This is a genomic window from Bacillus sp. FSL R5-0431 (genome assembly GCF_038002985.1).
In the GTDB taxonomy this organism is placed as follows: Bacteria; Bacillota; Bacilli; order Bacillales; family Bacillaceae; genus Bacillus.
Window position 1 is genome coordinate 2187673 of sequence record NZ_JBBOOG010000001.1, and the last position, 25980, is coordinate 2213652.

The following is a 25980-nucleotide window of genomic DNA, read 5'->3' on the forward strand; positions in this document are numbered from 1 at the left end:
ACAGATAGGATAAGCGTATTCATAAATGCGCTTTCAGTCAAGTCATTCAATGTGTTTGCGTGCTTTCAATATATTGTTTCAGTTTTAAAAATTGATCATTTTTTGGATCTTGGTCTAACCCTTTCTCGATTAGATCCTCCGCTTTCGCTGTCTCTCCTTTTTCTACGTACAACAACGATAAATGATACAGTTTATTTGGATCATCAGGATCTTTTTTAAGCGACTTTTGTAAAAATTCAATCGCTTTGTCAAGGTGGCCGAGCTGCGCTTCCGATAGTGCATATATATGGAGAGCATCAGCTGATGCATCCTTTTGGTGTACATATTCCTCTAATCGTTTACTTGCTTCGTTATAGTTCTTCTCATCAAATAGACTTGCTGCCTCACTTACTGCCGCCGCTTCCTTTTGATCGTCTGAATGAAACCCTGTATACAGTCCAAAACCGCCAATCAACAGCAGAACAGCACTAGCAACAAACATTTTGACAGGCTGCACCTGTTTAGGGAGCCGGACAGCTAAAGCGGCTAAAAAACCGCCAACCAGACCGCCAAGGTGCCCTGCGTTATCAATACCTGATACGGTGAAGCCTATCCCTAAATTGATAAGGATGATCACAATAATATTTGTCCCCATCGTTCGAAAGAATAGCTTGCGGTTAGAAATTGCTAAATATAATAGCGCACCTAAGCAGCCAAAGATCGCACCTGATGCACCGGCTGCGATGGCCGTATTAAAGACAAAGCTCGCAATGGAGCCAAAAATGCCGGAAATGAAATAGATGAGCAAAAATCTCCATGAGCCATAAATTCTCTCAACAGCCGCTCCGACAGACCAAAGAGCAAATGTATTAAAGAGTAAGTGCGTCAAGCCAATGTGCAAAAACATTGGTGTAATCAGGCGCCACCATTCTCCATCTAAGATCAGCCCATTATTTTTAGCACCAAACGCTGTTAAAGTTGCCGTATTGGTACTTCCGCCAGATAGTTCAAGCAAAAGAAACATCACCACTTGAACAGCGATGAGCAAGTAGGTGAAAATCGGTCTGCCATTTTGAAAAACGGCCCGTTCTCGTTCACGCTGCTTTTCCTGATCATCAAATGCTTGAAGTACGTTCACTTTAAGCCGCATGACATCTTCAGCTGTGTCTCTCTTCGCCTCTTCTACATCCACTGTCAGCGAGGTGTTCAGCCATTTTTGCAGCTCGTTTACGTCGTGTTGAAGAGTGTCTTCATTCAGTAATACAGGTGTAACCGTCACCTTTTGTTTTTTTTGCGGCTGACCGTTTAAGTCTTCCCAATCATCTACAGGATTGTCAGCTGTAAATTGGAGCTGCAAGAGATGAAGAGACCGTTTACGCATCGCCTCTCTCAGCTGATTCATCCGATACGTCTGCTCTTCGATATCTCGAACGATCTCCTGTCTAAAATTCACATCTTTTCTATATAGACGGATGAGATCATACCCTGAGTTTCGTGGTGCTTCAAAAAATATTTCATCTTCTGGATACGGACTTTGAATCATCTCGTACCCTTTTTGTCTTAATTCATCAACAACTCGCCAAAATAGACTATCTATGACATTCATTCATTCGCGCTCCATTTTTTACATTATTATAACAAGAATCGTTCTTATCCGCATTTCTGAACAAAAAAAATCCCGGCTTCTGCGGGATTAGAATGCTTGGCGAATAAATTTCGTCCGAAAATATGGGATTTTCATCAGCCACTTAATAAAAAAGTGACGCACTTGATTTTGACCTAAGATCAAATTCATCAGCCGATAACGATTTTGCACGAGAACGAATGCAAACAATGTGAACACAATGCTCCAAATCATTTTATTCATCATATTCCCTCCTATGTTCGTATCGTGGCTTAAATAGGATTTGTTTATGCATGAACGATCATTTTTATCGCTTACAATGGTTTCTTTCATTAGCCGCCCTTCGCAATCTAATCCCTTGTTCTTTTGATTGAATATAATAGACCTCTTCACACTCTGATTGATCATAAGAAACGTCATTATTCACTTCCTCCCACATATTACGGAAGTATCTTTTCTTTCCACGAAATTTTTTCAAAACGGACCTCCTAGCAAAATGCCATTACATGCTGGTTTTTAATCAATGTGAAATCATATTGCGTTTCACCCTACCGTTACTGCAACTCTGATGAAACGATCTCAACACAAAAAGCCCGCTCTTTGGACAATCAGCGGACTTTTACTTTTGATATAATATACCTTTTTCACTGACAATCATAGACACCGGTATGTCGTGTGCTTCAGCCGGCACATGCTCGATTTGCTGTAAAGACAGACAAAGGGCAATGGTTACGCCGTGGTAGTCAGCTAAGTAGCGGTCATAATAGCCGCCACCAAATCCAATCCGGTAGCCTTTTTGATCGAAGCATACCCCAGGCACAATGATTAAATCAATGGCTTCTTTATGTACAGCTGCCGACGCCCGTGGGTCTGGCTCCAATAGCCCAAAGTAGCTGGATGTCATCTTTGTTTCGGGTGTATATTCATAAAACATCATCTCTTTTGTTTCCGGAAAACAGGTGGGTATACATACTGTTTTTCCTTCTTCCCACGCTTTTTCAATCAGAGGCATTGTCGGTATCTCTTTTCCTCTAGACATTGTCAAAGCGATCGTTTTCGCCTGTTTCCATGCCGGCAGCTGCAATAAGTGCTCATGAAGTAAAGCGGTGCTGCGCTCAAACTCTTCAGCGCTTATCTGATCCAGCTTGGCTAATGTTTGAAGGCGAAGCTCCTTTTTCATACAGATCATCTCCCATCATAAAAAAACAGCAGGAAAATTCCCTGCTGCTTACTTTGTTTCACGATGTAAAGTTTGTTTTTTATCACGTGAGCAATACTTTTTGAATTCAACGCGATCTGGATTGTTTCGCTTATTCTTTTTAGTAATATAGTTACGCTCACCGCATTCAGTGCAAGCTAGAGTAATATTTACGCGCATATTTTTCCCTCCAAACTAAAATCAATTCACATTCAGACCTAACTATAATACCACTTCTAGCTTAGGAATGCTAGAATGTTTTTTCACCAATTTCATTTTGAGTGCATTCACTTACATATCGCATGGTTATGTCATGAAAAATCGTCTGCTCCCCTATAAAACCTTATCCTTTGTCGTACTGTATACATGAGACCCCCTCTTCTCCCCGCCGCTCTCTTTTATTTTGACAGCGAGCAAGGTTTTCATACTCGTTTTACATATAAAAAGAAAAAAGATGAAAAAAAGGTGATTTTCTTCAGCAATTCCTTTTGAAACTAGCTTTTTTATGGTATAAAAAAGAAGGGTCGAAAACTGTCTGAAACAATCTTGAAAGCCTTTTATGGCTTTCAGCATTAAAATATGAATAAAAGGTGATGAAACATGGAAATTGCAATTATCGGATTGCTTGTTGTCAGTATTGTACTGATCGCATTCTCATATTTTCAAAGAGAGCCGATTAAAGAAGTCGAGCAGGAACTTGAAACACTTCAACTATCTGCAATGCAAGAAATCTATAAACTGAAAAAGAAAATGAAAGTGCTTGAAGAAGAATTACTTGAAACAAACATCGTCGTTCGCAAGCATTCAGAAATTGATCCATCCATCGCAAGACAGATCATTTCAAAGCACCAAAATGGCATGTCTCCTGAGGCCATTGCGCGCGCTGAGCATGTATCTGTAGAAGATGTCAACATGATCATTAAAGACAACGAGAGGGTGCTTGTATGACGAAAAAAAGCATCCAAACGTTTGCAGCAGGTATGATTCTTGCAACTGGGGTTCTTGCGATTGTCTTTTTTCTCACTGGGAAAGACGAGGCAGCAGCTGATACAACAACAAAAGAAACCCTCGCACAGAAAGTAACAGACACTGACGTGAAAAACTATTTAGACTCCAAAAAAGAAGTCACTGTCAGCCGTGAAACGTACCAGCAGCTTCTTGACTATAAAGAAAAAGCGCTGAAGGCAAATGAAGACGGCGATTCTAAGAGTGATAAACAAAAGCCTAAAGGCAAATCGATCAAATTCGTGATTAAAAACGGTATGAGTACAAGTGATGTTTCAGACATACTGGAAAAGGACGGCATCATCAACTCGTCTAAAGATTTTAATGATTACGTGATTGACGCCGGCTACCATAAAGAAATTCGTGCAGGCAAGTTCAATTTAAAAACAGGGATGACGTTCAAACAAATCGTCAAAGCCTTAACAAAATAACAATAAAAACCCCCTGGCGGCACTGACCTCCAGGGGGTTTTTATTATCCAAATCGACCAGATATATAATCATTCGTTCTTTGATCGTTTGGCTCAGAAAACATCACATTCGTATCATTAACCTCAACAAGCTCCCCCATTAAGAAGAATGCCGTTCGGTCTGATACCCTAGCCGCTTGCTGCATGTTATGCGTCACAATGGCAATTGTATATTTCTCTTTCAATTTCATAATCAATTCTTCAATCTTTAATGTTGAGACAGGATCAAGCGCTGATGTTGGTTCATCCATTAATAAGATGTCTGGGCTTGTGGCAATGGCTCTTGCGATACAAAGACGCTGCTGCTGACCGCCAGAAAGGCCTAGAGCGGGAGCACTTAATCGATCTTTCACTTCATCCCATAGGGCAACATCTCGAAGCGCTTTTTCAGCGATTTCTTTCAATTGCTGCTTGCTCTTAACTCCGTGAATTCTTGGTCCGTATACGACATTATCAAAAATTGACTGAGGGAATGGATTCCCTTTTTGAAACACCATACCGACATTTTTACGCAGCTCCACTAAATCGACACGGCCTTTTAAAATGTTGTCATCTTTATACATCATATCCCCAGTGATTTTCACACCTGGCACTGTTTTGACCATAAGATTTAACGTTTTAATAAACGTTGACTTTCCGCAGCCGGATGGGCCGATAATCGCTGTGACTTCATGCTCTCTAATCGCTAAGTCAATATGCTTCAATGCATGATGCTGTCCATACCAAAGGTTCATATCATTCACACGAAACACTTCTTTTTTTGCTGTTTCAGTTGCTACTGCATTCATCAAATCCACCCGCCTTATCCAAATCGACCATTGATATAGTCTTCTGTTTTTTGCTGCGCAGGACGTGTAAAGATACGTTCTGTGGCATCATATTCTACTAGATCTCCATTTAAGAAAAAGGCCGTACGATCAGATACACGGAGCGCTTGCTGCATGTTGTGTGTCACAATGACGATTGAATAATCATTTTTCAATTCGCCTAATAGCTCTTCAATTTTCGCATTTGAGATAGGGTCTAGAGCAGAAGCTGGTTCATCTAATAGCAAGACACTAGGTTTCATCGCAAGTGTACGTGCAATACAAAGGCGCTGCTGCTGACCGCCTGACAATGACAAAGCAGATCTGTGCAAACGATCTTTGACCTCATCCCATAGCGCCGCCTTTGTTAAGCTTTCCTCAACCGCATCATCAAGCACAGATTTTCTTTTTTCCCCGGCATACTTTAACGCATGGGTGATGTTATTGTAGATCGATTTAGGAAATGGATTTGGCTTTTGGAAGACCATGCCGATTTCTCTTCTTAAATTCACCACATTAATGCGGTCATCCAAAATATTTAACCCTTCGTACATGATCGCCCCTTCACTTCTCGCACCTGGAATTAAGTCGTTCATGCGGTTAATACTGCGTAAAAAGGTAGACTTCCCGCAGCCGGATGGACCGATTAATGCGGTGATTGCATTCTTCTCAATCTCGAATGAAATGTGATTGACCGCTCTTTTTTCACCATAATAAATGCTTAAATCCTGCACTTGTAAAATCTGTTCCGCTTGAAATGGAGCCTTTTTCGCTGCAATCTCTTTTTTTTCTGCTAGCATTTGAACCATATCCCCTTCACACCTCTCTCACATTATTTTGACGTAAGCTTTTTATGAATAAATGAACCAAGCCATCTAGCTGCTAAATTGAACAATAAGACTGAAAGCACAAGTACAGCTGATGCACCATTTGCAATGGCTTCTGCATCTGGAATGATTCCTTGTGTATTGACGTTCCATATATGAACGGCTAATGTTTCTGCCGGTCTAAACACATTCAGCGGTGACGTATCAGAAAAAGGACTCCAGTTTGTGAAATCAAGGCGCGGTGTGGAGAGACCTGCTGTAAAAAGAAGGGCAGCCGCCTCACCAAAGACTCTTCCTGATGCTAAAATCGCACCAGTGATTATAGACGGAAGCGCACCTGGAATAAGGACCGTTTTGACTGTGTGCCACTTCGTTACACCAAGCGCAAGTGATGCTTCCTTTTGATCCTTCGGTACAGAGCGCAGCGCATCTTCTGTCACCCTGACCATCACCGGCAGGTTAAACACAGTGAGCGCAAGAGCTCCTCCAATGATCGTATAGCCCCAGCCTGTTAAATTCACAAACATGAGTAAACCAAACATCCCAATGACGATAGACGGAAGTGAAGACAGCACTTCAATACATGTACGAATAAAATCTGTGACTTTGTTTTGAGGTGCATACTCTGCCATATACACTCCCCCGCCGACGCCAAGCGGGACTGTGATCAGCATCGTAATAAACAAAATATAAAACGAGTTAAACAGCTGATCCCTGATGCCGCCGCCAGAGCCAATCGCACTTGAGCGAGTGGTCAAAAAGTCAAAGTTTAATTCTTTTGCACCATTGAAAATGATATAAGAAAACAAACCAACGAGGATCGCCGTAATAATGGCAGCACATAATCCAAAAACAAACGTGGCAAAACGATCGGTCATTTTGCTATTCATTAAATCTTCCTCCTAGACGACAAGTATCTAATAATAAGTATGAACATAAATGATACAACTAGAAGGACAAGTCCCATTGACCAAAGTGTATTGTTTTCAACACTTCCATACGTTGTGTGACCCATGTTTAACGTAATAATGGTTGTTAATGTACCAGCTGTATCCATAATGCTCTCTGGTAAATTACGCGTGTTTCCAATGACCATCTGTACAGCAAGGGCTTCTCCAAATGCTCTAGCCATGCCGAGCACGACCGCTGTCATTAATGTTGGCAGAGCTGCCGGGACAAGCACACGTCTAATCGTTTGCCATCTTGTTGCGCCTAATGCGTACGATCCCTCACGTAAACTTTTTGGTAGTGAACCCATTGCATCAGTCGCAATGGATGTAACGGTTGGCAGGATCATAATAGACAGGACAATCGTTCCTGCTAGCACGCTATGTCCTGAGCCGCTTGACTTGAAATGTCCGATAAACGGCACCAATACTGTAAGACCTATGAATCCGTAAACAACGGATGGAATCCCTACAAGCAATTCAATGACTGGCTGGAGGATTTTACGTCCCCAAGCAGGTGCAATTTCTGTCATAAAGATGGCGCCTGCGATGCCTAGCGGCGCTGCAATGAGTGCCGATAGGAGCGTGACGGCGATTGATCCAAAGATAAACGGAAATGCACCGTACTGCGGGTTTTCTGCTGTTGGGTTCCAATTGATACTGGTTAAGAACTCAATTGGGCTTACACCATTTACGATGAAAGATTGTAAACCCTTAATGCCAAGGAAGATGGTAATGGCGATTGATACAGCAATCATTAAGAATGCGCAAAATCTCACCAAAATACTTCCTCTTACTTCATCCATTTGCCTATTTTTCTTCGAGCTGATCAGTCGATCGCTCGCTTCTGTATGTTCTATCTGCTTCATCTTTTTCTACACTCCTATGAATGTCATAAAAGGAAAAGTGAAAAGCTCCACTTTTCCTTCATCAGCAATTCAAGACCTCTTACTTATCTGTTTGTTTGCCTGTTGCGTCTCTTTCTACTTTCATATTAGAAACTGAGATGTAGCCTTGGTCTTTGACGATTTCTTTTTGTACTTCATCACTCATGAGGTAATCTAAGAATTGTTTTGCTAGACCATCCGGCTCACCTTTTGTATAAGAATGCTCGTAAGCCCAAATTGTATATTTACCGCTTTCTACATTGCTTTCTTCCGGTTTCACACCATCAATGCTAAGCGGTGTAATTTTGTCATCTGTTAAATAAGAGAATGCTAGGTATCCAATCGCACCTGGTGTTTCAGCAATCAGTTTTTTCACTGTGTTTGAAGAATCTTCTGTGATTCCTTCTGCAGGTGTTGCACCATCAAGTGCATACTTCACAAATGTTGCACGAGTTCCTGAAGAGTCAGGTCTGTTCACAAGAGTGATTTTTTGGTCTTTCCCGCCAAGCTCTTTCCAGTTTTTGATTTTACCAGTGAAGATTTTTTTCAATTCGTCCTTTGTGATGTCTTTGACACCCACTTCAGGGTTTACAGCTGCGGCCATTCCAACAACTGCTACTTTGTGGTCTGTTAAAGCTTTTGCGTCGATTCCGTCTTTCTCTTCTGCGAATACATCTGAGTTACCAATTTGTACAGATCCTTCTGACACTTGAGAAAGTCCTGTTCCTGAACCGCCGGCTTGCACTTGAATATCGGCTTTTGGATGTTTATCCATGAATTTTTCTGCTGCCGCAAGAACTAAAGGCTGCATCGCAGATGATCCTGAGATGGTAATGGAACCTGATGCCTCATCTTTGTTTGAAGCATTTCCTTTACTGTCTTTTGAATCTCCGCTTGAGCTGCTGTTTCCGCATGCTGTGACGAATGCTAACAATGCGATAGTAAGGAAAGTAAGCAGCCATAATTTGTTCTTTTTCATTTCAAGAATACCCCCTGAATAATTTGTCCTACGAGTAATACATTAAAGGTTCTTTATTAATTTCGTTTAAATGGAATGTTAAGGTTTTGTAAATGTCGAAGTTTTGTAGAGATCTTGCGATGTTTTTTATGCATTTTGTCAATTTATCTCGAAAAATTTGAAGAAAACGTAAAAAAACGCCCACAAAAAGTGAGCGTTTTTACCTAGAAAAGGTCTAGTCATTTGTTTCTGCTTCATTTTCAATTTTATTTTTGTTCTTCGCTTGTGTATCATTGCTTTCCTGTTTTGATTTCAGCTCAAAGTACTTGTCTAATACTTGTTCACCGATATCATTTGTAATTGGATAGCGCTGGTTGTAGTCTTGATACACCCACGGTACAACGACGGAAATGGCCACCTCTGGATTATCAGCAGGCGCATACGCAACAAGTGTGGTGTTATACGTCGGTGTGCCGCGTTTACTTTTAATTGGGCCGTCATAGAATGATTGAGCGGTCCCTGTTTTGCCAGCTGGGTTGTATTTTTTGTTACCAAAGTTCGAATAGGCTGTCCCTCTTGGATTCTGCATAACAAGCTTGAAGCCTTGCTGAACACGCTTGATCTCTTCACTTGTCATGTCTAGCTTATTCAATACGTCTGGTTTGACGGATTCTGTCACAGCACCAATGCCGCGCTGCGGATCTGGCTCTCTCACTTCTTTGACAAGCTGCGGACGTAAACGATATCCGCCATTGGCAACTGTTGAAACGTATTGCGCCATTTGCAGCGGTGTAAACGTATCATACTGTCCAATTGAATAGTCAAGCAGGAGACCAGATTGTGTAGATGTTCCCCGATAGCCCGTTGCTTCGTTTGGCAGGTCAATCCCTGTTTTGACCCCAAGACCAAATTTACTGAAATTATAGCGGAACGTATCAAATGCTTTCGTATCGATTGGGAGCGGCTGGTTCTTACGATACTCCCCTTTCCCAATGGCGATCGCTGTTTTGAACATATACACGTTTGATGAACGCTCGAGTGCCGTTAAATCATTAACAAGTCCCATATTTTGATAGGATTTCTTTGGCGGTGACTGCGCGATATACAGCGGTTCATCATACTGGGTACTTCCAATGTGCAGCGCGCCTGTTTTATATCCCGTCAGTACAGTTGCCCCTTTGACAGCTGAGCCCATCGCATAGGATGATGTCATCGTTCCTAATGCGTAGTCATCAAATTTATATTTTCCGTTTTTATTTGAAATCTGTTTCCCCGCAACTGAGAGAACCTCTCCATTTCTCGGGTCCATCATGACAACAAACGCGCGATCAAGAAGCTCTGTTCCGCCTCTTTGTTTCGCACTTCTCAAATTCTTTTCAACGATTTTTTCAACCGCTTTTTGCAGCTGAATATCAATGGTGAGCACAAGGTCTTTCCCGCTCTTTCCTTCTGTTAGCACTTTAGAGCTTGTCACATTGCCCTCTTTATCGGTTGTGCTCTGTTCTTTTTCCTTTTGGCCTTGCAGGACATCTTCATATTGATATTCTAGATAGCTTTTTCCTACACGATCATTTCGGCTGTAGCCGAGCGATAAATAATGTTCAAGAAGTGACTGCGGAAGTCCTTCATCACTTGAGGACACACTGCCGAGCATACTGCGGAGCAGTCCTTTATACGGATAGCTGCGTGACCAGTCTGTTGTGACATCCACACCTGGCAGCTCGTCCAAATGCTCAGAGACGTAAGCAATTTCGCTTGGCTTCACATCTTCATTTTTAATGAACTGAGGCGTAAGTGCATAGCCTGCATCCATTTGTCTTTTAATCGCAAGCACTTGCAAGTCTTTTTTCGTCAGTTGATTTAATTCCTTGTCCGTGATGCGTTTTAGTTGAAGCTCATATAGTTTATCATCAGAGACCTTATCGTCACCCTTTAATTCCGATTCCTTTTGAACAAGCTTTTTCGCTTCATTCGGATGCGTTAAGATCCAGAAATCTTTTTTGTCACGATCTGTGATTTTTTTCGTACTCACATGAATCATATCCGCTAATTTTGTTGCCACTTTGAGCCGCTCTTCTTGTGAAGTTGTCGAGGTTCTCGTATATGTAATGGCATTTAGCGCTTTATTGCTGACAATCGTATTATAGTTTCGATCGTAAATTTTTCCGCGCGGAGCAGATGAGCTGACATTCACATCTTCTTGTTTTTCTGCCTGCTTTTTATAATCTTCTCCATTGACAATTTGTACAAATCCGAGTCTCACAACAACACCGGTAAAAATAATAAACGCAGCTAAAAATAGTAAATTCAGCCGGAGTGGAAGTGTTTTGCGCCCTTCCTTTGCGTCTTTTTTGTTTTTCTTGTTTCTCATCACATCACCTTTTCTATCAAGAAAGAAATGGCACCCCTTTTTGTGTATAAAAGGTGCCATCATCATTTTAGCGGTTTTTCTATTATTTATCTAGAAATTTGATGTTCCATTGGTAAGAAATTTTACCTTTCTCCCTTAATAAGGTTCGTGTGAGAAACTGGCTTTTGACCGTCAGTCTCTTTCATATCAGCTGTTTTTTCTTTTAAATGAATATCTTTTACAAAATAATAAATGAGTGTGTGTCCCGCTCCAAGCACAACAAGAGATGCAGGAATCCCAAGCTCATCACCCAGTAAGGTGACAGATAGAAGAAACAACACAATGGAACAAATACGGCCAGCATTTAAAAACAGCTCCCTGACCACAATATATTCAATTCGGGCTTTCCTTGCATACCTTGCATGACCGATGACATCGTATGTTAAGGATACATATGGAACAAGCAGAAGCGGGTATCCTATCGCAATGGCTACCGCATACATGAGAAGTGATACATAGGACAAGTGAAAGACGATTAAGAACAAGGCGCCGTATAAAATCAGCCCGCCAAGCATAATGGCCTTCTTTCGCCATTTTTTCTTAATCAAACGTGTAGCGAAGAAATAAGCGAAAAAAGCAACACCGGAGTTCACTAAACCAAACGTCCCGAGAGCAAGCTCACTGTTTGTTGCAATAAACACAAAGACACTGATTAAGAAGACAAATACCCCTTCACGAAGCCCTTGAAAAAAGTGAGCTGTTGTAATCTTACGCCAATTCTCGTCGGCATGGCGTTCTTTCCATATTTGCTTGATGATAAATTTCCCTTTTGACTGCCTTCTCTTGAGGAAAAAGCTCATCACAACCGCTAGTGAAAACAAAAAAAGCGATAACGTGAAAATCACCGTATAGCCTGTATCATCCGTTAATTGAGAAATGACAATCCCCGCAATGAGAGGACCGATCATGCCAGCAGTAGATGACAGCACTCCGAGAAACCCATTAAAGAAATCTCTTGTTTCAGGCTCAGTGATCTCAAAGGTAAGTACGTTAAAAGCAAGCCAGTAAAAACCATAGCCGATCCCAAGGACACTCCCTAATAAAACAAGCCGCGCGGCCGCTTGCTCTCCTGCCATTAAGACAATTAAGTAAAAAGCGGCTAAAAAGATAACGCCGAAACGAAGGACAAACGCCCGGTCTATTTTTTTAGCGAGCCGGCCTGCGAATAAAAATGTAATGGGCTGAAGCACAACAATAGCCAGATTGTAAATTGCAAGATCCGTGAATTTCCCAGACTGTTTCCATAAATACACGTTTACAAACGTATTTGAAAGCGCAATGGCAAGTGCATATAATCCGCCAATCGTGAGGAGGAGCATTAAATCTCTTGTAACATCCATGTCCCCGAACATTTTCTTTAATCTGCTCATATATTTCATTCTCCTTTTCTACACAATAGTCTGTCTCATCAAAAGACAGATATGTAAAAAAAGGAGGGAAAATATAAAAAGACCTGCTTCTCTAAAGAGCAGGTCTTTTCAAATCGAATGATTTATTTAGCTTCGCTGTAAAGGCGAGCCACTTCATCCCAGTTCACAACATTCCAGAAAGCTGAAATGTAATCAGGACGACGGTTTTGGTAGTTTAGGTAGTAAGCATGCTCCCAAACGTCAAGTCCTAGAATTGGTGTTTTTCCTTCAGTTAAAGGAGAATCTTGGTTTGGCGTGCTTGTGATTTCAAGTTTGCCATTGTTCACAACAAGCCATGCCCAACCAGAACCAAAGCGTCCTGCAGCTGCTGCAGCGAAATCAGATTTGAATTTTTCAAATCCGCCTAATTCTTTTTCGATTGCATCTGCAAGTTCACCAGTTGGTGCGCCGCCACCGTTTGGTGAAAGAAGCGTCCAGAATAATGAGTGGTTAGCATGTCCTCCGCCATTGTTACGTACAGCTGTACGAATGTTTTCAGGCACAGAGTTTAGGTTAGCCACTAGCTCTTCGATTGATTGATCTTCAAGAGCTGATACACCTTCGATTGCTTTGTTTAAGTTTGTTACGTATGTGTTGTGGTGTTTTGTGTGGTGAATCGTCATTGTTTCCTTGTCGATATGTGGTTCTAATGCATCGTAAGCATATGGTAATTCTGGAAGTTTAAAAGCCATGGTTAAATTCCTCCTTAGAAATGTATGTACTGAAATGCTTCCTTAGGTCGTAAGCAAGCAATTCAACCTACTCAAAGAGTATCAAAAGAATTGGCTTGTTTCAATGTTATTGCTCATGATCTGAAACATTTCAGTGTTTATTTTGTATTTAGCCCTTTAGAAAAAGTTTTAAACTCCCTTTTTCTATTTAGCGAAGGACATAAAATAAAAAGATGCCCAGCATCAGCGCTTGAATCAATCCTTTGGCAAATACACCTGATATAAATCCGATTAATGAGCCTAATCCTACTTTCACACTCGTCTTCACATCTTTTTGATGAACAAGGAGCTCTGCAATAACACTTCCGATAAATGGACCAATGATAATTCCTGCAATGGGAATCACAAAAGGACCAACTAATAACCCAATGGTGCTTCCCCAAATGGCTGCGCGGCTGCCGCCAAAACGCTTGACCCCAATGAGGTTTGAGACATAATCTGCCGCAAATAATACCGCGGTAAACACGGCTTGAATGAGCCAGAACGTCAGTGTAAGCGGCTCGAAGCTGAAAAAGAAACCATATAGAATAAATCCGAGAACCATAAAGACCACGCTAGGGATAATTGGATACACAAGTCCAACAAACGCAATGATAAATGCACAGATAACCAGAATCCAATACAGCACGTCCAAGTCACTGCCGCCTCCTTTTTATATGCTGTATACATTATGCCTCATTCCATCTATCTTAACCAGCGATGAAGGCCATACTTGTACTTGATAGATAGACATTGATACAATATGAGAAATAGAAAAGAATGTAGGAAGTGAATTGATTGAACGTATTTAAACTATTGTTAAAAGGCATTTATTCACCAAAAGATATTGCTAAAGCACGGTTTACAGGGATTGGCAAAGCGATTTTATTCATTTTTATCCTTTCGATCATCGCAGCAGTTCCTCAGGGTTATCATATGAGTCAGGAGATCTCGAATGCGATGTCAGGATTTCAGCATGTGATCAAAAAAGATTTACCTGATTTCTCAATCGAAAAAGGAAAGCTTCAAGCGGATCAAAGTGCACCGATAGAAAAAGAAGAAAACGGCATTACGATCATCTTTGATCCTGCTGAAAAAATAAAAGCAAGTGAGCTTGAATCAAAGCAAACGGCCATCGCATTATTAAAAGAAAAAGCAGTGATTGCCATTGATGGACAAATGACAGATATCCCATACCAGCTGCTTGGCGGAACGCTGACAAAAGACGAACTCGCCCGCGTCACAAATCAGAATCAAGCGATTATTATCCCAGTTATCTGGGTGCTGCTGTATCTATCAACTGCGGCTCTCATGTTCATTAGCGCAACATTCCTTGCGATGCTTGGTACATTTATTAAACGCATGCAGCAAAAAGAGCTGTCTTTCCAAATGCTATGGAAGCTCTCCGCTTATTCACTCACATTAACAACGGTCTTTTTCGCTATCATGAGTGCATTAAACACGCCTGTTGCGAACTCATTTTTATTAAATTGGATCATTAACTTTATCTTCTTATATCTCGTCGTAAAGGAAATACCCGCTAAACATAAACCACTTGTCAAAAGTTAATGAGTAAATGAAAGCTCCCCCAACTTGGAGGAGCTTTTTATGTATGTTCATGCTCTATGATTCATCTGGATGAATGATCGCAAACAAATAATGATCCTCCCACACACCATTAATCTTTACTTTTTTACGATTCAATCCCTCATTTTCAAAACCTGTCTTTTCAAGTACACGAATAGAACCTATATTACTCGGCTTTACTCCAGCTTCAATACGATGAAGGTGCAGTTCATCAAAGGCATAATCAATGATTAAACGAATGGCTTCTGTCATATACCCTTTCCCGCCATGCTTTTCATCAAGTACATACCCTAGCCAAGCTCCTTCTACCGGGCCTCTAACGACAGAACTTAATGAGATCGTCCCAATTAAGTCATCTGTTTCATTTAAGAAAATACCGTGCATGTAGGCTTCATCCTTTGCGCACCTTTCCACACTGCGCTGAATTCGTTCAATTTGACGAGATAACGTGAAAAAATCGTCTTTAACCAAAGGTGTAAATTGCTGAAAATAGGAGCGATTCTCAAGCTCAAGTGTAAGTAGTGGCTGTGCATCTTCTTCTGTTAGCGCTCTCACATATATCTGCTGACTGATTTTCTTCATAAACTCTCCCCCTGTTTTTATTTTATCATAATGGTGATAGAAGCTTGAAAAAGCATCGCCGAGCGTAAATTCAATACAAGACTCACTAGAACGAACTAGAACCTCCCTTTTCACCTTTTCTCCTCATGTTGGTTCTATCATTTCAGGACATGCATAGACTGAAGTAAACTCTTAAAAGCGGTGAGTGAAATGCGGCGTATTATTTTTTTGCTAATCAGTTTGTTTGTCCTCTTTATTATCTTTTTTGATTTAAAAAATGGCACCATCCCCGTTGAAGAAGGTCCAGCTGTCCCTGCAAATGCCTTTCAAACACCTGAGAAAAAAGCATATAAGAAGGTCACGGTGAAACAAGGTGAAACCGTCGTCTCTATCGTCCATACAAGCAAGCCACTTGATGAAGTCATTGAGGATTTTGAAGAGCTGAATCAAGGCGTCAAAGCAAACGAAATTCGGGCAGGCAGCACATATAAGTTTCCGGTATATAAGAGATAAAACGTTAATTCCTTGTCATTCATACAAAGAGACTGTTACAATATGAACTGTAAAACAAGACGTACATGGCAAATGATTGCTTGTACACTAAGGAGCGATTGACAAGTGAGTGAAGTCACACATCGTACTAAAACGCGTCCCGTCAAAGTGGGACCTTTAACTATAGGTGGAAATAATGAGGTTGTCATTCAAAGTATGGCAACAACCAAAACACATGATGTCGAAGCGACAGTAGCTGAAATTAAGCGTCTTGAAGAAGCAGGCTGTCAAATCGTGCGTGTCGCATGCCCAGACGAGCGTGCAGCAAATGCGATTGCAGACATCAAAAAACAAATCAACATCCCGCTTGTTGTCGATATTCATTTTGACTACAAGCTTGCACTGAAGGCCATTGAAGCAGGTGCAGACAAAATTCGAATCAACCCAGGAAACATCGGAAGACGAGAAAAAGTCGAAGCGGTTGTAAAAGCAGCAAAAGAAAAAGGCATTCCAATCCGTATTGGGGTAAACGCTGGTTCATTAGAGAAAAAAATTCTTGATAAATACGGCTACCCAACAGCAGATGGTATGGTCGAAAGTGCACTGCACCACATTAAAATTCTAGAAGATCTAGATTTTCATGATATCATCGTCAGCATGAAAGCATCTGATGTCAACCTAGCTATTGAGGCGTACGAAAAAGCAGCAAAAGCGTTTGACTACCCTCTTCACCTTGGAATTACAGAATCAGGTACATTATTTGCAGGTACGGTTAAAAGTGCAGCTGGTCTCGGCGCTATTTTGAATATGGGGATTGGGAATACACTCCGCATTTCATTAAGTGCTGATCCAGTTGAGGAAGTAAAAGTAGCACGTGAACTGTTGAAATCATTTGGTCTTGCATCAAATGCAGCCACACTGATCTCTTGCCCAACTTGCGGACGAATTGAAATTGACCTCATTAGCATTGCAAATGAAGTCGAAGAATATATCTCCACGATTAAAGCACCGATTAAAGTAGCTGTTCTTGGCTGCGCTGTAAACGGTCCAGGTGAAGCGCGTGAAGCTGATATCGGAATTGCCGGCGCTAGAGGCGAAGGCCTATTGTTCCGTAAAGGTGAAATTGTTCGTAAAGTGCCAGAAGAAACAATGGTTGAAGAACTGAAAAAAGAAATCGATAAAATCGCTGAAGAGCATTATGCAAAAATAGAAGCTGAAAAAGCAAAAGCCAACGCATAACAAAAAACGCCTGACGTCACTGTCAGGCGTTTTTCTGTTCTTGTTAAAAGAACGGGGTGATAAATATGCCAAGGATGACGGAAACAATTCCGATCCCGATTGACCATGCGCCAAGCGCATGTGCTCCTTTTCTTCTTGCAATATAACCAACGACGATTGCCGCTACTCCTAATAGCACCGGCAAGACAAATAACGAGATAATCGCAATCGCGAGTGCTGTATAGCCTATCCCCTTACTGCCTGAATCGTCACCAGCTTGGTCACGTTCTCGTCTATCTACTCGATCTCTTGAAGCCTGATATGGCTCTGCAATTTCAGCAGCTGTTTCCTCTAGATAGCCATCATCATTACTAAAGTTTGTGTCGATTTCACGATCATTTCTTCTGAAATCTTCGTCTCTTTCCATGATCAATTCCCCCTTTTGGTTAATAGAAAGGAGCTTTTTTAGTATGAGCAAAAATGTCTGTTTCATGTTTGCTAAAACTTGCTGGAATTGTGAATTGATTATGTTACACTTTAAGAGTATAAAAATGAGGAGTGTGGGCATGTTACGTTTAGGAATTGATATAGATGGCACAGTGACGGCGCAGGATACCTTTGTTCCCTATTTAAATGAGTCGTTCCAATGTGCCATGACACTAGATGATATGACAGAATATGATTTGACGAAGCTTTTAAATATTTCTCAAGAAGAGTTTTGGGGCTGGATGAATCAGCATGAGCCTCATATATATAAACAGGCAAAGCCTGCTAAGGACGCAAAAGAGATTCTTGATCAAATGAAACATCAACACAGGCTGATCTATATTACAGCGAGAAGGCAGCATCATGCGGATATCACCTACGAGTGGTTTCACAAACATCACGTGCACTATGATGACATTGAGCTGGTTGGCGGTCATCATAAGCTCGAAGCTGTTCAAAAGCACAAGATTGATGTGTTTTTCGAGGATCATCATGGGAATGCTACGATGATTGCAAAAGAGGCTGACATTCCGGTTATTCTTTTTAACTCCCCTTATAATCAAATGCCCCTTGACGACAGGATTATACGCGTCAACAACTGGCAGGAAGCATCTCAATGGATCAAACAATACGAGCAGCGTTTTGAAACTGTTTATTAATACAGAAAAGCCGATACGCTAATGTATCGGCTTTTGATGGCGCACAAAGAGATAAAATGATCTTTATTTTATCTCTTTGGCTTCATTTCAGCATAGTTGAAAACCCTTAATGTATCGGCTTTTTTGATGGAACAAGCTGACCTTCTTTCATGAGAAAATGGTACAGTGCTCCCTTCATGCCTGCCTGATTCAAGTAGTAGCACGTTTCCAGCTTCACCTGAATGTTCTTCCACGCATGCAGTGTATGTAAATGTTTCTCAATGCTTGATAGTAAATCCGGTCTTGCACTTACGCCGCCTCCAATGAGGATTTTCTCTGGATTAAGGACAGTTGCTACATTGTAAATACCAATGGCGATTCGCTTGTACCACTGATCCACCAGCTTCTCAATGGACGGATCGTGCTTTGCCTTTTCAAAAATTTCTTGACCGTCTATTTGAGTACTTTGCGGAATTCCTTGCTTTTCTTTATAGCTGCGAATTAATCCAGCCGTTGAAGCACTGCTGTTGAGTGTTGTAAATTGTCCATTTTCTGTCTCTGTCAGCATCATGCCAAATTCACCGCCGCGGAAGGAAGCCCCGCGCACAAGCTGACCGCCAGCGAAAAGACCACCGCCAACACCTGTGCCAATCGTCATACAAATAAAGCTGTCACAATCTTTCGCATGGCCACTATATTTTTCTGCAAGAGCTGCACAATTCGCATCATTTTCAACTTCAACACGAAGAGATGTTTTCTCTTCTAAAAGTGTTTTTACATTTTGACCATTTAAGGCGATGATGGCTCCTGCAAATTCTGTATAACCTGTTTCACTGTCCACAAAACCCGGAAGACTAATGGCGATTCCGCTGACATCCGACGTTCTCTGATATTGCTTGACCACATCCGCCATAACTTCTAAAAACGGTTCAAGCTGCCGGCAGTTCGTTTGATAGTCACCGCTCGTGACCAGCTCCCCATCCTGATCCATTAATCCATGTTTTGTTCTCGTCCCGCCTACATCGAACACGACATAATACGCCACTTTTGACCCCTCCCTTACTCCAAAAGACGCAAATTGCTGCATCGTACCTTGTTCTCATTTTAATGAAACAGCCGCCCTTTGTAAAACGTTTTCAAAAAGACAAAAGAAAAAGCCAGCTCTGCGGCTGGCTTTTTCATGAGTGAACTTCCTTCGGTTCGCAGGAAGGACACGTTCCGTAGATTTCGAATTTATGTCCGCTAATGTGATAATCCTCTAAATCGGCGTCTAGCTTGTCCATAGGACAGGCATCGATCTCCTTTGTTTTACCGCATGCAAGACAAATAAAGTGATGGTGGTGATGAGAAAATGAGCATTTAAAACGAAAAAGCTTCTCCCCTGACAATTCCGTTGTTTCTAATATACCTAAGTCTTCATATAGCGATAAGTTTCGATATATCGTATCAAAGCTAAGACCTGGGTAGTCTTCACTTAGTGCCGTCAGCACATTTTTAGCGGTCAAATATTTATCAGAATCAGAAAACAATTGAAGCATATCTTCACGTTTGCTTGTATATTTGTAGCCTTTTTCCTTTAATAAATCAAGCGCTTCTTGTACGTTCATGATGATTCCCCCTTCTGAATTTTCCAATACTAATACATCCGATTAAAATCAAAATGGACAGCATCACAATGGTTCCGCCTGGCGCTAAATCTAGATAATAGCTTAAGATTAATCCGGCCAATACAGACAATTCACCGAACAAGATCGAAAGGAAGATCGCCTGTTTGAATCCTTTGGCAATGCGGATACTTGCCGCAACAGGAAGCGTCATAAGCGCGGAGACAAGCAGTGTGCCTACGATACGCATCGATGCCGCAATGACGAGTGCGACGACTAAGATAAAAATAAAATGAATCCATTTCGCTGAAATACCAGAAGCCTTTGCATGCTCTTCATCAAAAGAAAGTAAAAACAATTCTTTATATAAAAGCACGACAACTAACACAACAACGAGTGAAATCCCAACAATAATCCAAAGATCTAATCTCGAAACCGCACTGACACTTCCGAACAAATAACTAAACAAATCGGTATTAAAGCCATTCGCTAGTGAAATGAAGATGACGGAAATCCCGATACCACCTGATAAAATAATAGGAATCGCAAGCTCCTGATAATGCTTATACACGGAGCGCAGACGTTCAATAAACAATGAACCGGCAACAGAAAACGCCATCCCTAAGTACAGCGGGCTCACCCCTGTCAAGAGGCCAAACTTTTTATCAAGGAATAAGCTTGCTGCAATACCGGCAAGTGATACGTGACTGAGGGCATCTGCAATCAGCGAGAGCCTTCTCACGACGATAAATACACCAAGTAAGGGCGCAATAAAGCCGATCAGCATTCCTGCGATAAACGCATTTTGTAAAAATTCATAATGAAAAAATGGAAATAGCATTATTCATGTCCCCCATGATGGTGATGGTCGTGATGAATCACTTGAATGTCATGTCCGTAAAATTGAGATAACGCTTGATCATCCATTGAATCAAACGTTTCTGCATCCCCGTGGAAATGAAGTGTCTGATTTAAGCAAGCCACATGGGTGACTTTATCAGAAACGGTGCCAACGTCGTGTGTAACGAGAATTAAAGACATTCCTTTTTCTTTGTTCAATGTTTCGAGCAGCTGATAAAAGCCTTCTACTGTCCGCTGGTCTACACCAACCGTCGGTTCATCTAAAATGAGCAGCTTTGGCTGACTGACGAGCGCACGGGCAATAAAAGCACGTTGCTGCTGACCGCCTGAAAGTTCACCGATGTTTTGGTGCTTTAAATCTTGTATGCCAACTGAGCGAATGGCATCCTCAACTTGCCATTTGTCCTGCTTGCTCATTCGTTTGAATAAACCAATTTTCGCCGTCAATCCACTTGCAACGACCTCGTAAACAGAAGCAGGGAAACCCGTATTAAAACTATTCGCCTTTTGAGAAACAAATCCAATTTGATCCCAGTCTCTAAATTTTGACGCAGGCGTGCCAAATAGCTTTAATTCACCTTGCTGTGGTTTAATGAGCCCAAGCAGGCATTTTAATAAGGTTGTTTTACCAGATCCATTCGGTCCAACAAGTGCTAGAAAGTTCCCTTCCTCTACTGTTAAATGAATGTGATCAATGACATTTCGCTGTCCATACGAGTACGAAATGTCCTTCATTTCAATAATTGGCTTTGCCATGAATCTTTCCACCTTTAATCAATATAAAAAGAATGATTACGATTTATACAACAAAAAGAAAATGGCTTTTGCCATTTTCTCTGTCCATACATACATTTCATTATATAAAAGAAAGATTAAAAAGTAAAATAAAAGCTAATGAATGGCTGTTTTGAACTTACCGCCTTTTGTTTCATGCGTATCCATAATCGTAATAAATGCTTGACCATCAATTTCAAATACAATGGATTTTAGCTTTGTAATTTCAAGTCTTGTGACAACGGCGTAGATGACATCCTTTTCTTCATCTGTATAGCCGCCTTTCCCTCTCAGCTTTGTCGTTCCCCTGCCAAGTCGATGAAGAATCGCATCTGAAATTTCATCATAATAATCTGACACGATAATGACAGCTTTTGTTTCATCAAGCCCTTGAATGACAGCATCAATTGTTTTCATTGCCAAATAATATGTCATGACAGAATACATAGCCTGCTCTGGTCCGAAGACAAAGCCTGCCCAAATAAAAATGAACACATTGACGATCATGACAAACTCACCGACGGAGAAAGGAATTTTTTTCGTCAGAAGAATTCCTAAGATCTCTGTTCCATCCATTGAGCCTCCATTACGGATGACAAGTCCAACACCAAAACCAAGTAATAGCCCGCCAAATACAGTAGCTAAGATCGGCTGATTTGTAAATGCCTCTACATGATGGAGTGAAGATTCAATCACGGCTAAGCTGACAATCCCAATCATTGTGGAAACCAGAAAGGTTTTCCCAATATGTTTGTATCCTGATATCATAAATGGAATATTTAAAATGACAACAATCGTCGCAAAATTGATGAATGGGTTATCTGTAAAGAGATAATCCAAAATAAGCGAAATACCGATGATGCCTCCATCAATAATATTGTTTGGCACTAAAAATAATTCAATGCTGACTGCTGCGCATGCAGCTCCTACTAGAATCAGGAAAATTCTCAAAATAAAATGAGGCACTGATTCCTTTCTATGCTGTTTACTATTTGCCATACGTTCTCCCTTCTACACATGTTAAATTTTCAATGAACATTTTATTCACTTTATTATTTTATCATTTCACAGGATAAAATAAAATTTTTTGCACATTTTCCGTTTTCGCCCATACATTGTTACAGAGGGGAGGAATGGAATTGATTTTAATTCAAAAAATTGTCCTGCAGCGGCTCAATCAGATCACAGCAAATGATCTGTTAAGGTATGCGAAACAGTATGGTGTCAGTTTAACGTCAAACCAAGCTGTCGAGGTGGCCAAACTCATGAATGGGAAAAACGTCAATATTTTTAATGATGCAGAGCGTAACCGGCTTCTTAAGCAAGTGGAAGCGATTACTTCTAAACAGACAGCTCAGACTGTCAATGATCTGTTTAATCAGTTTACAAGTTAAGCAAAAAAGGGCCGCATTTAGCGGCACCTCATGATGTTGTATGCTTTTTTTACTGACCCTTAATTTTATCTAGTAAGCCTTCGTCAAATTGCTTTTCTTTCAGCATCGCAATTTCGAATTTGTAAGGTGGTTTTTTGTTCTTTTTATCTTCACCTACATAAGGCGTTTCTAAGATTTTGGGCACATCTTGAAGCTGCGGGTGATGCACAATATAGTTCAGTGCATCGAAGCCAATTTCACCAAAGCCGATATTTTCATGTCGGTCTTTTCTTGCGCCTTGTACGTTTTTACTGTCATTAATATGAAGAACCTTGATTCGGTCAATACCGACGATTCGATCAAATTCTTCTAACACCCCATCAAAGTCAGTCACAATCGGGTAACCAGCATCGTGTGTGTGACACGTATCAAAGCAGACAGAAAGTGCTTCGTTATGTGTCACTCCGTCGATAATTTGGGCAAGCTCTTCAAAGCTTCTTCCGCACTCTGATCCTTTGCCTGCCATTGTTTCAAGTGCAATTTGAACCTTTTGCCCTTTTACGATGACTTCGTTTAAACCTTCAATGATTTTTTGGATTCCTGCTTCTGGTCCTGCTCCGACATGTGCACCTGGGTGGAGAACAATCTGCCCTGCACCTAGCGCTTCTGTACGTTCAATCTCAGAGCGAAGGAAGTCCACGCCAAGCTCAAATGTCGCTGGATTGACGGTGTTCCCAATATTAATAATATACGGTGCATGTACGACGATATCTGTCATACCATGCTCTTTCATATGCGCTTGTCCAGCTTCAATATTGAGGTCTTCAATTTTTTTGCGGCGCGTATTTTGCGGTGCACCTGTATAAATCATAAACGTATTCGAACCATAAGAGGCAGCTTCTTGACTCGCTGCAAGAAGCATATGTTTTCCGCTCATGGATACATGTGAACCAATCTTCAACAATGTTTCCCCCTACTTTCCATTACGCTTTGACTTTCTACGTTCCTGTCTTTTGATTTTGTCCATCTCACGTGTCATTTTCTTTTTATATCCAGGTTTGACGGCTTTCGGTTTTCTCACAAGACGCTTTGCTTTTTCTTCAATTTCATTAGGTGCTTTTTTACGTCTTTGACGCTTCAAGCGGTCATCTGCATCTCGCCATTCGCCATGAACAATGGTTTTGTTTTCAAACACAACGCCCATTTTCTCAATTTGAATGAGTGCATCCTCATCAGCAAGCTCATAAATAGTCATTGCAATTCCAGATGAACCAGCTCGAGCTGTTCTACCAACACGGTGAACATAAAAATCAAGATCAGATGGAAGTTCATAGTTGATCACGTGGCTGACGCCTTTAATATCAATTCCGCGGGCTGCAAGATCAGATGCCACAATATAAGTGAACTCTAAATCATCAATTTGTTTCATTACTTTTTTACGTTCGCGCGGCGTTAATCCGCCATGAAGCACCCCAACCTTCATTCCTTTTTCTTGTAAGAATGATGCGATTTCATCAACGGTTGTTTTTGTATTGGCAAAAATGATGCCTAAATAAGGCTGTACATTCGTCACCATTTCATGGAGCAGTTTTAGCTTGTCACGCTGTTTAGATGGGACTAAAATATGCTGAATGTTTTCAGCTGTAATTCGTTTTGGTTCAACATGGGCATATTTTGGATTGTCCATATATTTTTTCAGGAACGGCTTTAGTTTTTCTGGAATAGTTGCTGAGAACACAAGCATTTGCAGCTGTTCTGGCATTTGTGAACCAATACGGTCCACATCTTCTAAAAATCCCATATCCAGCATTAAATCCGCTTCATCAATGACAAGAGATGTCGCTTTGTAAACGTTCAGCGCCTGCTCATGAATGAGGTCAGCAATACGTCCAGGTGTACCGACAACCAAATGCGGCTGGGTTTTTAGCTTTTGAATGGATTTCTGCTTGTCCGTTCCACCAATGTAAAGCTTTGCTTTCATCTCTTCTTCTGGAGAGGCATTCTTTAAAATCGTTTGGGCTTCTTTGAAAATTTGATTGGCTAATTCTCTTGTAGGTGCAGTAATCACAACTTGTACTTGCTCTTTGCTTGGATCAATTGAATGAATAAGCGGCAATAAGTACGCATGGGTTTTTCCTGTTCCTGTTTGTGATTGACCAATCACGCTTTCTCCTTTTAACACAGCAGGGATGATTCTTTTTTGAATATCAGTTGGCTCATAAAAGCCCAGTTCATGAATAGCATCTATAATAAAAGGCTTTAATTCATATGTCGTAAATTTTGTTTCGTTCATGTTTTCACTCCTTAAGGCAATGCCTTTTTGCTCATCTCCTCATTATAGCTGATTTTCAGCAAAAAAACCATGTCCGCTTTTCTTACAGGAAACCAATTGATGCTTCCTTGCATAACCTATGAAGAGAAAGAGAATGCAGTAAGGGAGGTACAAGTATGTTAGGGCAAAGGCCTATGGGCGATTTTCAGCCGCACCGTCCCTCACGCCGGCATCTTGGAAATGGCGGACAACCCGGGATTTTTCAAAGAGGGCAGCAGCCTCCTATCGAACAGCCTTTTCAAGGGCAAGGCAATCAATTTCAGCAAATGATGCCTCGCTCCCCGTCTGTACAGGGAGGCGGTATACGCGGGATGGACGGAATTCCAGGAGGCGAGAGCCGCGCACTAGGCGGCGGAGCAGGAATGAAAGGCATGCTCGCTAAATTTCTTCCTGGCGCAGGGGGAGCAGGGATCTCTGGAGGTGGTGCGGGATTACAAGGAATCCAGAGCTTCACAAATCCTGCGACCCTCTCAAGCATGTTAGGAAATGTACAAAAAGTGCTCGGTATGGCGCAGCAATTTACACCAATGATTCAGCAATACGGTCCTTTAGTAAGAAATCTGCCTGCCATGATTAAGCTGTACAGCCAGCTCGGCAGTGCGGATGATGATGAAACAAGCGCAGATGAAGATCCTAAAGAGATCGGCAAGGAAACAGAAGTGCCGCAAGAAGAAGCAGCACGAGATGATGAAATAGAAGAAAACAAAGAACCAGAGGACATCCTCGTCAAAAAAGCAGCTCCTCACACATCACCTGCTCCTGAAGCAAAACCGAAAAAAAGACCTGGCAGCTCTGTTCCAAAACTATATGTCTAGTGATCTTTTA

The 25980-nt window shown here is 41.3% G+C and carries 31 protein-coding genes; 8 read left to right on the forward strand and 23 right to left on the reverse strand.

The genetic code is table 11. The annotated features are described in order from the left end of the window. Window positions 1-46 precede the first annotated feature (46 nt). The 5 genes from MKZ03_RS11065 to rpmG form a co-directional block, all read right to left on the reverse strand. Window positions 47-1585 (reverse strand): rhomboid family intramembrane serine protease, encoded by a 1539-nt coding sequence (locus MKZ03_RS11065; protein WP_341031819.1) that lies wholly within the window; start codon window positions 1583-1585, stop codon window positions 47-49. 87 nt (window positions 1586-1672) lie between these two features. Next, complete coding sequence (locus MKZ03_RS11070; protein ID WP_017367602.1) at window positions 1673-1846, reverse strand: hypothetical protein; 174 nt, start codon at window positions 1844-1846, stop codon at window positions 1673-1675. 64 nt (window positions 1847-1910) lie between these two features. Continuing rightward, window positions 1911-2081, reverse strand: coding sequence for a hypothetical protein (locus tag MKZ03_RS11075; protein WP_309415618.1), 171 nt, complete (start codon window positions 2079-2081; stop codon window positions 1911-1913). A gap of 141 nt (window positions 2082-2222) precedes the next feature. After that, window positions 2223-2783, reverse strand: a complete 561-nt coding sequence (locus tag MKZ03_RS11080) for a 5-formyltetrahydrofolate cyclo-ligase (protein WP_341031822.1) — start codon at window positions 2781-2783, stop codon at window positions 2223-2225. Between the two features lie 48 nt (window positions 2784-2831). After that, window positions 2832-2981, reverse strand: coding sequence for a 50S ribosomal protein L33 (gene rpmG, locus MKZ03_RS11085; RefSeq protein ID WP_008360061.1), 150 nt, complete (start codon window positions 2979-2981; stop codon window positions 2832-2834). A gap of 420 nt (window positions 2982-3401) precedes the next feature. Here rpmG and MKZ03_RS11090 point away from each other — a divergent pair, with 420 nt between their 5' ends. Further along, window positions 3402-3749: a hypothetical protein gene (locus MKZ03_RS11090; protein ID WP_003217285.1), complete on the forward strand. Its 348-nt coding sequence runs from the start codon at window positions 3402-3404 to the stop codon at window positions 3747-3749. After that, window positions 3746-4237 carry an endolytic transglycosylase MltG gene (locus tag MKZ03_RS11095; RefSeq protein WP_334749748.1) on the forward strand — a complete coding sequence of 164 codons (492 nt, stop codon included), beginning with the start codon at window positions 3746-3748 and terminating at the stop codon, window positions 4235-4237. The genes MKZ03_RS11090 and MKZ03_RS11095 overlap by 4 nt, the downstream gene beginning before the upstream one ends. Window positions 4238-4280: 43 nt before the next feature. Here MKZ03_RS11095 and pstB (MKZ03_RS11100) read toward each other — a convergent pair whose 3' ends face one another. The 9 genes from pstB (MKZ03_RS11100) to MKZ03_RS11140 form a co-directional block, all read right to left on the reverse strand. Continuing rightward, the gene (pstB, locus tag MKZ03_RS11100; protein ID WP_034661307.1) at window positions 4281-5063 is read right to left on the reverse strand and encodes a phosphate ABC transporter ATP-binding protein PstB; all 783 of its coding nucleotides are present in this window, start codon (window positions 5061-5063) and stop codon (window positions 4281-4283) included. 14 nt (window positions 5064-5077) lie between these two features. Next, entirely contained in the window at window positions 5078-5890 is an 813-nt protein-coding gene (pstB, locus tag MKZ03_RS11105) for a phosphate ABC transporter ATP-binding protein PstB (protein ID WP_400558783.1), read from the reverse strand. Between the two features lie 23 nt (window positions 5891-5913). Beyond that, complete coding sequence (gene pstA / locus MKZ03_RS11110; RefSeq protein ID WP_034661309.1) at window positions 5914-6798, reverse strand: phosphate ABC transporter permease PstA; 885 nt, start codon at window positions 6796-6798, stop codon at window positions 5914-5916. Further along, a complete protein-coding gene (pstC, locus tag MKZ03_RS11115) occupies window positions 6798-7724 on the reverse strand; it encodes a phosphate ABC transporter permease subunit PstC (RefSeq protein WP_003217329.1) in 927 nt (308 codons plus the stop codon). Before pstC ends, pstA begins: the two co-directional genes overlap by 1 nt. A 79-nt stretch (window positions 7725-7803) precedes the next feature. Continuing rightward, window positions 7804-8721 carry a phosphate ABC transporter substrate-binding protein gene (locus MKZ03_RS11120; protein ID WP_034661310.1) on the reverse strand — a complete coding sequence of 306 codons (918 nt, stop codon included), beginning with the start codon at window positions 8719-8721 and terminating at the stop codon, window positions 7804-7806. A 214-nt stretch (window positions 8722-8935) separates the two neighbouring features. After that, entirely contained in the window at window positions 8936-11071 is a 2136-nt protein-coding gene (locus MKZ03_RS11125; RefSeq protein ID WP_334749750.1) for a peptidoglycan D,D-transpeptidase FtsI family protein, read from the reverse strand. A 122-nt stretch (window positions 11072-11193) separates the two neighbouring features. Then, window positions 11194-12480: an MFS transporter gene (locus MKZ03_RS11130; RefSeq protein WP_060596680.1), complete on the reverse strand. Its 1287-nt coding sequence runs from the start codon at window positions 12478-12480 to the stop codon at window positions 11194-11196. A 122-nt stretch (window positions 12481-12602) separates the two neighbouring features. Next, window positions 12603-13211 carry a superoxide dismutase SodA gene (sodA, locus tag MKZ03_RS11135; protein WP_007501264.1) on the reverse strand — a complete coding sequence of 203 codons (609 nt, stop codon included), beginning with the start codon at window positions 13209-13211 and terminating at the stop codon, window positions 12603-12605. Window positions 13212-13398: 187 nt separating this feature from the next. Beyond that, the gene (locus MKZ03_RS11140; RefSeq protein WP_095285394.1) at window positions 13399-13884 is read right to left on the reverse strand and encodes a DUF456 domain-containing protein; all 486 of its coding nucleotides are present in this window, start codon (window positions 13882-13884) and stop codon (window positions 13399-13401) included. A gap of 143 nt (window positions 13885-14027) precedes the next feature. Here MKZ03_RS11140 and MKZ03_RS11145 point away from each other — a divergent pair, with 143 nt between their 5' ends. Then, a complete protein-coding gene (locus MKZ03_RS11145; RefSeq protein ID WP_034661315.1) occupies window positions 14028-14798 on the forward strand; it encodes a DUF1189 domain-containing protein in 771 nt (256 codons plus the stop codon). Window positions 14799-14852: 54 nt separating this feature from the next. Here the strand turns inward: MKZ03_RS11145 and MKZ03_RS11150 are convergent, their stop codons facing one another. Next, window positions 14853-15398, reverse strand: coding sequence for a GNAT family N-acetyltransferase (locus MKZ03_RS11150; protein WP_034661316.1), 546 nt, complete (start codon window positions 15396-15398; stop codon window positions 14853-14855). A 189-nt stretch (window positions 15399-15587) separates the two neighbouring features. Between MKZ03_RS11150 and MKZ03_RS11155 the strand changes: the two genes are divergently transcribed. Then, on the forward strand, window positions 15588-15890 hold the full coding sequence (locus MKZ03_RS11155; RefSeq protein WP_034661318.1) for a hypothetical protein: 303 nt from the start codon (window positions 15588-15590) through the stop codon (window positions 15888-15890). Window positions 15891-15995: 105 nt separating this feature from the next. Beyond that, entirely contained in the window at window positions 15996-17108 is a 1113-nt protein-coding gene (gene ispG, locus MKZ03_RS11160) for a flavodoxin-dependent (E)-4-hydroxy-3-methylbut-2-enyl-diphosphate synthase (protein ID WP_341031829.1), read from the forward strand. A 43-nt stretch (window positions 17109-17151) separates the two neighbouring features. Here the strand turns inward: ispG and MKZ03_RS11165 are convergent, their stop codons facing one another. Continuing rightward, window positions 17152-17514 (reverse strand): DUF308 domain-containing protein, encoded by a 363-nt coding sequence (locus tag MKZ03_RS11165; protein WP_060596674.1) that lies wholly within the window; start codon window positions 17512-17514, stop codon window positions 17152-17154. 139 nt (window positions 17515-17653) lie between these two features. Here MKZ03_RS11165 and MKZ03_RS11170 point away from each other — a divergent pair, with 139 nt between their 5' ends. Continuing rightward, window positions 17654-18232 carry a 5' nucleotidase, NT5C type gene (locus tag MKZ03_RS11170; protein WP_341031831.1) on the forward strand — a complete coding sequence of 193 codons (579 nt, stop codon included), beginning with the start codon at window positions 17654-17656 and terminating at the stop codon, window positions 18230-18232. Window positions 18233-18338: 106 nt separating this feature from the next. Here the strand turns inward: MKZ03_RS11170 and MKZ03_RS11175 are convergent, their stop codons facing one another. The 5 genes from MKZ03_RS11175 to MKZ03_RS11195 form a co-directional block, all read right to left on the reverse strand. Beyond that, window positions 18339-19256, reverse strand: coding sequence for an ROK family protein (locus MKZ03_RS11175; RefSeq protein ID WP_341031833.1), 918 nt, complete (start codon window positions 19254-19256; stop codon window positions 18339-18341). 133 nt (window positions 19257-19389) lie between these two features. Continuing rightward, window positions 19390-19818, reverse strand: a complete 429-nt coding sequence (locus MKZ03_RS11180) for a Fur family transcriptional regulator (protein WP_012010595.1) — start codon at window positions 19816-19818, stop codon at window positions 19390-19392. Then, window positions 19796-20656: a metal ABC transporter permease gene (locus tag MKZ03_RS11185; protein ID WP_060596671.1), complete on the reverse strand. Its 861-nt coding sequence runs from the start codon at window positions 20654-20656 to the stop codon at window positions 19796-19798. The genes MKZ03_RS11180 and MKZ03_RS11185 overlap by 23 nt, the downstream gene beginning before the upstream one ends. Beyond that, complete coding sequence (locus tag MKZ03_RS11190) at window positions 20656-21432, reverse strand: metal ABC transporter ATP-binding protein (RefSeq protein WP_095285396.1); 777 nt, start codon at window positions 21430-21432, stop codon at window positions 20656-20658. Before MKZ03_RS11190 ends, MKZ03_RS11185 begins: the two co-directional genes overlap by 1 nt. Before the next feature lie 135 nt (window positions 21433-21567). Next, entirely contained in the window at window positions 21568-22449 is an 882-nt protein-coding gene (locus MKZ03_RS11195) for a YitT family protein (protein ID WP_034661326.1), read from the reverse strand. Between the two features lie 140 nt (window positions 22450-22589). Here MKZ03_RS11195 and MKZ03_RS11200 point away from each other — a divergent pair, with 140 nt between their 5' ends. After that, window positions 22590-22844: a DUF2624 domain-containing protein gene (locus MKZ03_RS11200; protein ID WP_034661327.1), complete on the forward strand. Its 255-nt coding sequence runs from the start codon at window positions 22590-22592 to the stop codon at window positions 22842-22844. A 49-nt stretch (window positions 22845-22893) separates the two neighbouring features. On the opposite strand, the gene MKZ03_RS11205 is transcribed toward MKZ03_RS11200, so the two are convergent. Together MKZ03_RS11205 and MKZ03_RS11210 are read right to left on the reverse strand one after the other, a co-directional pair. Next, window positions 22894-23787 carry a deoxyribonuclease IV gene (locus MKZ03_RS11205; protein WP_106039262.1) on the reverse strand — a complete coding sequence of 298 codons (894 nt, stop codon included), beginning with the start codon at window positions 23785-23787 and terminating at the stop codon, window positions 22894-22896. Between the two features lie 9 nt (window positions 23788-23796). Next, on the reverse strand, window positions 23797-25116 hold the full coding sequence (locus MKZ03_RS11210) for a DEAD/DEAH box helicase (RefSeq protein ID WP_060596668.1): 1320 nt from the start codon (window positions 25114-25116) through the stop codon (window positions 23797-23799). 155 nt (window positions 25117-25271) lie between these two features. Here MKZ03_RS11210 and vrrA point away from each other — a divergent pair, with 155 nt between their 5' ends. Further along, window positions 25272-25970: a VrrA/YqfQ family protein gene (gene vrrA, locus MKZ03_RS11215; protein WP_034661332.1), complete on the forward strand. Its 699-nt coding sequence runs from the start codon at window positions 25272-25274 to the stop codon at window positions 25968-25970. The last annotated feature ends 10 nt before the right edge of the window (window positions 25971-25980 follow it).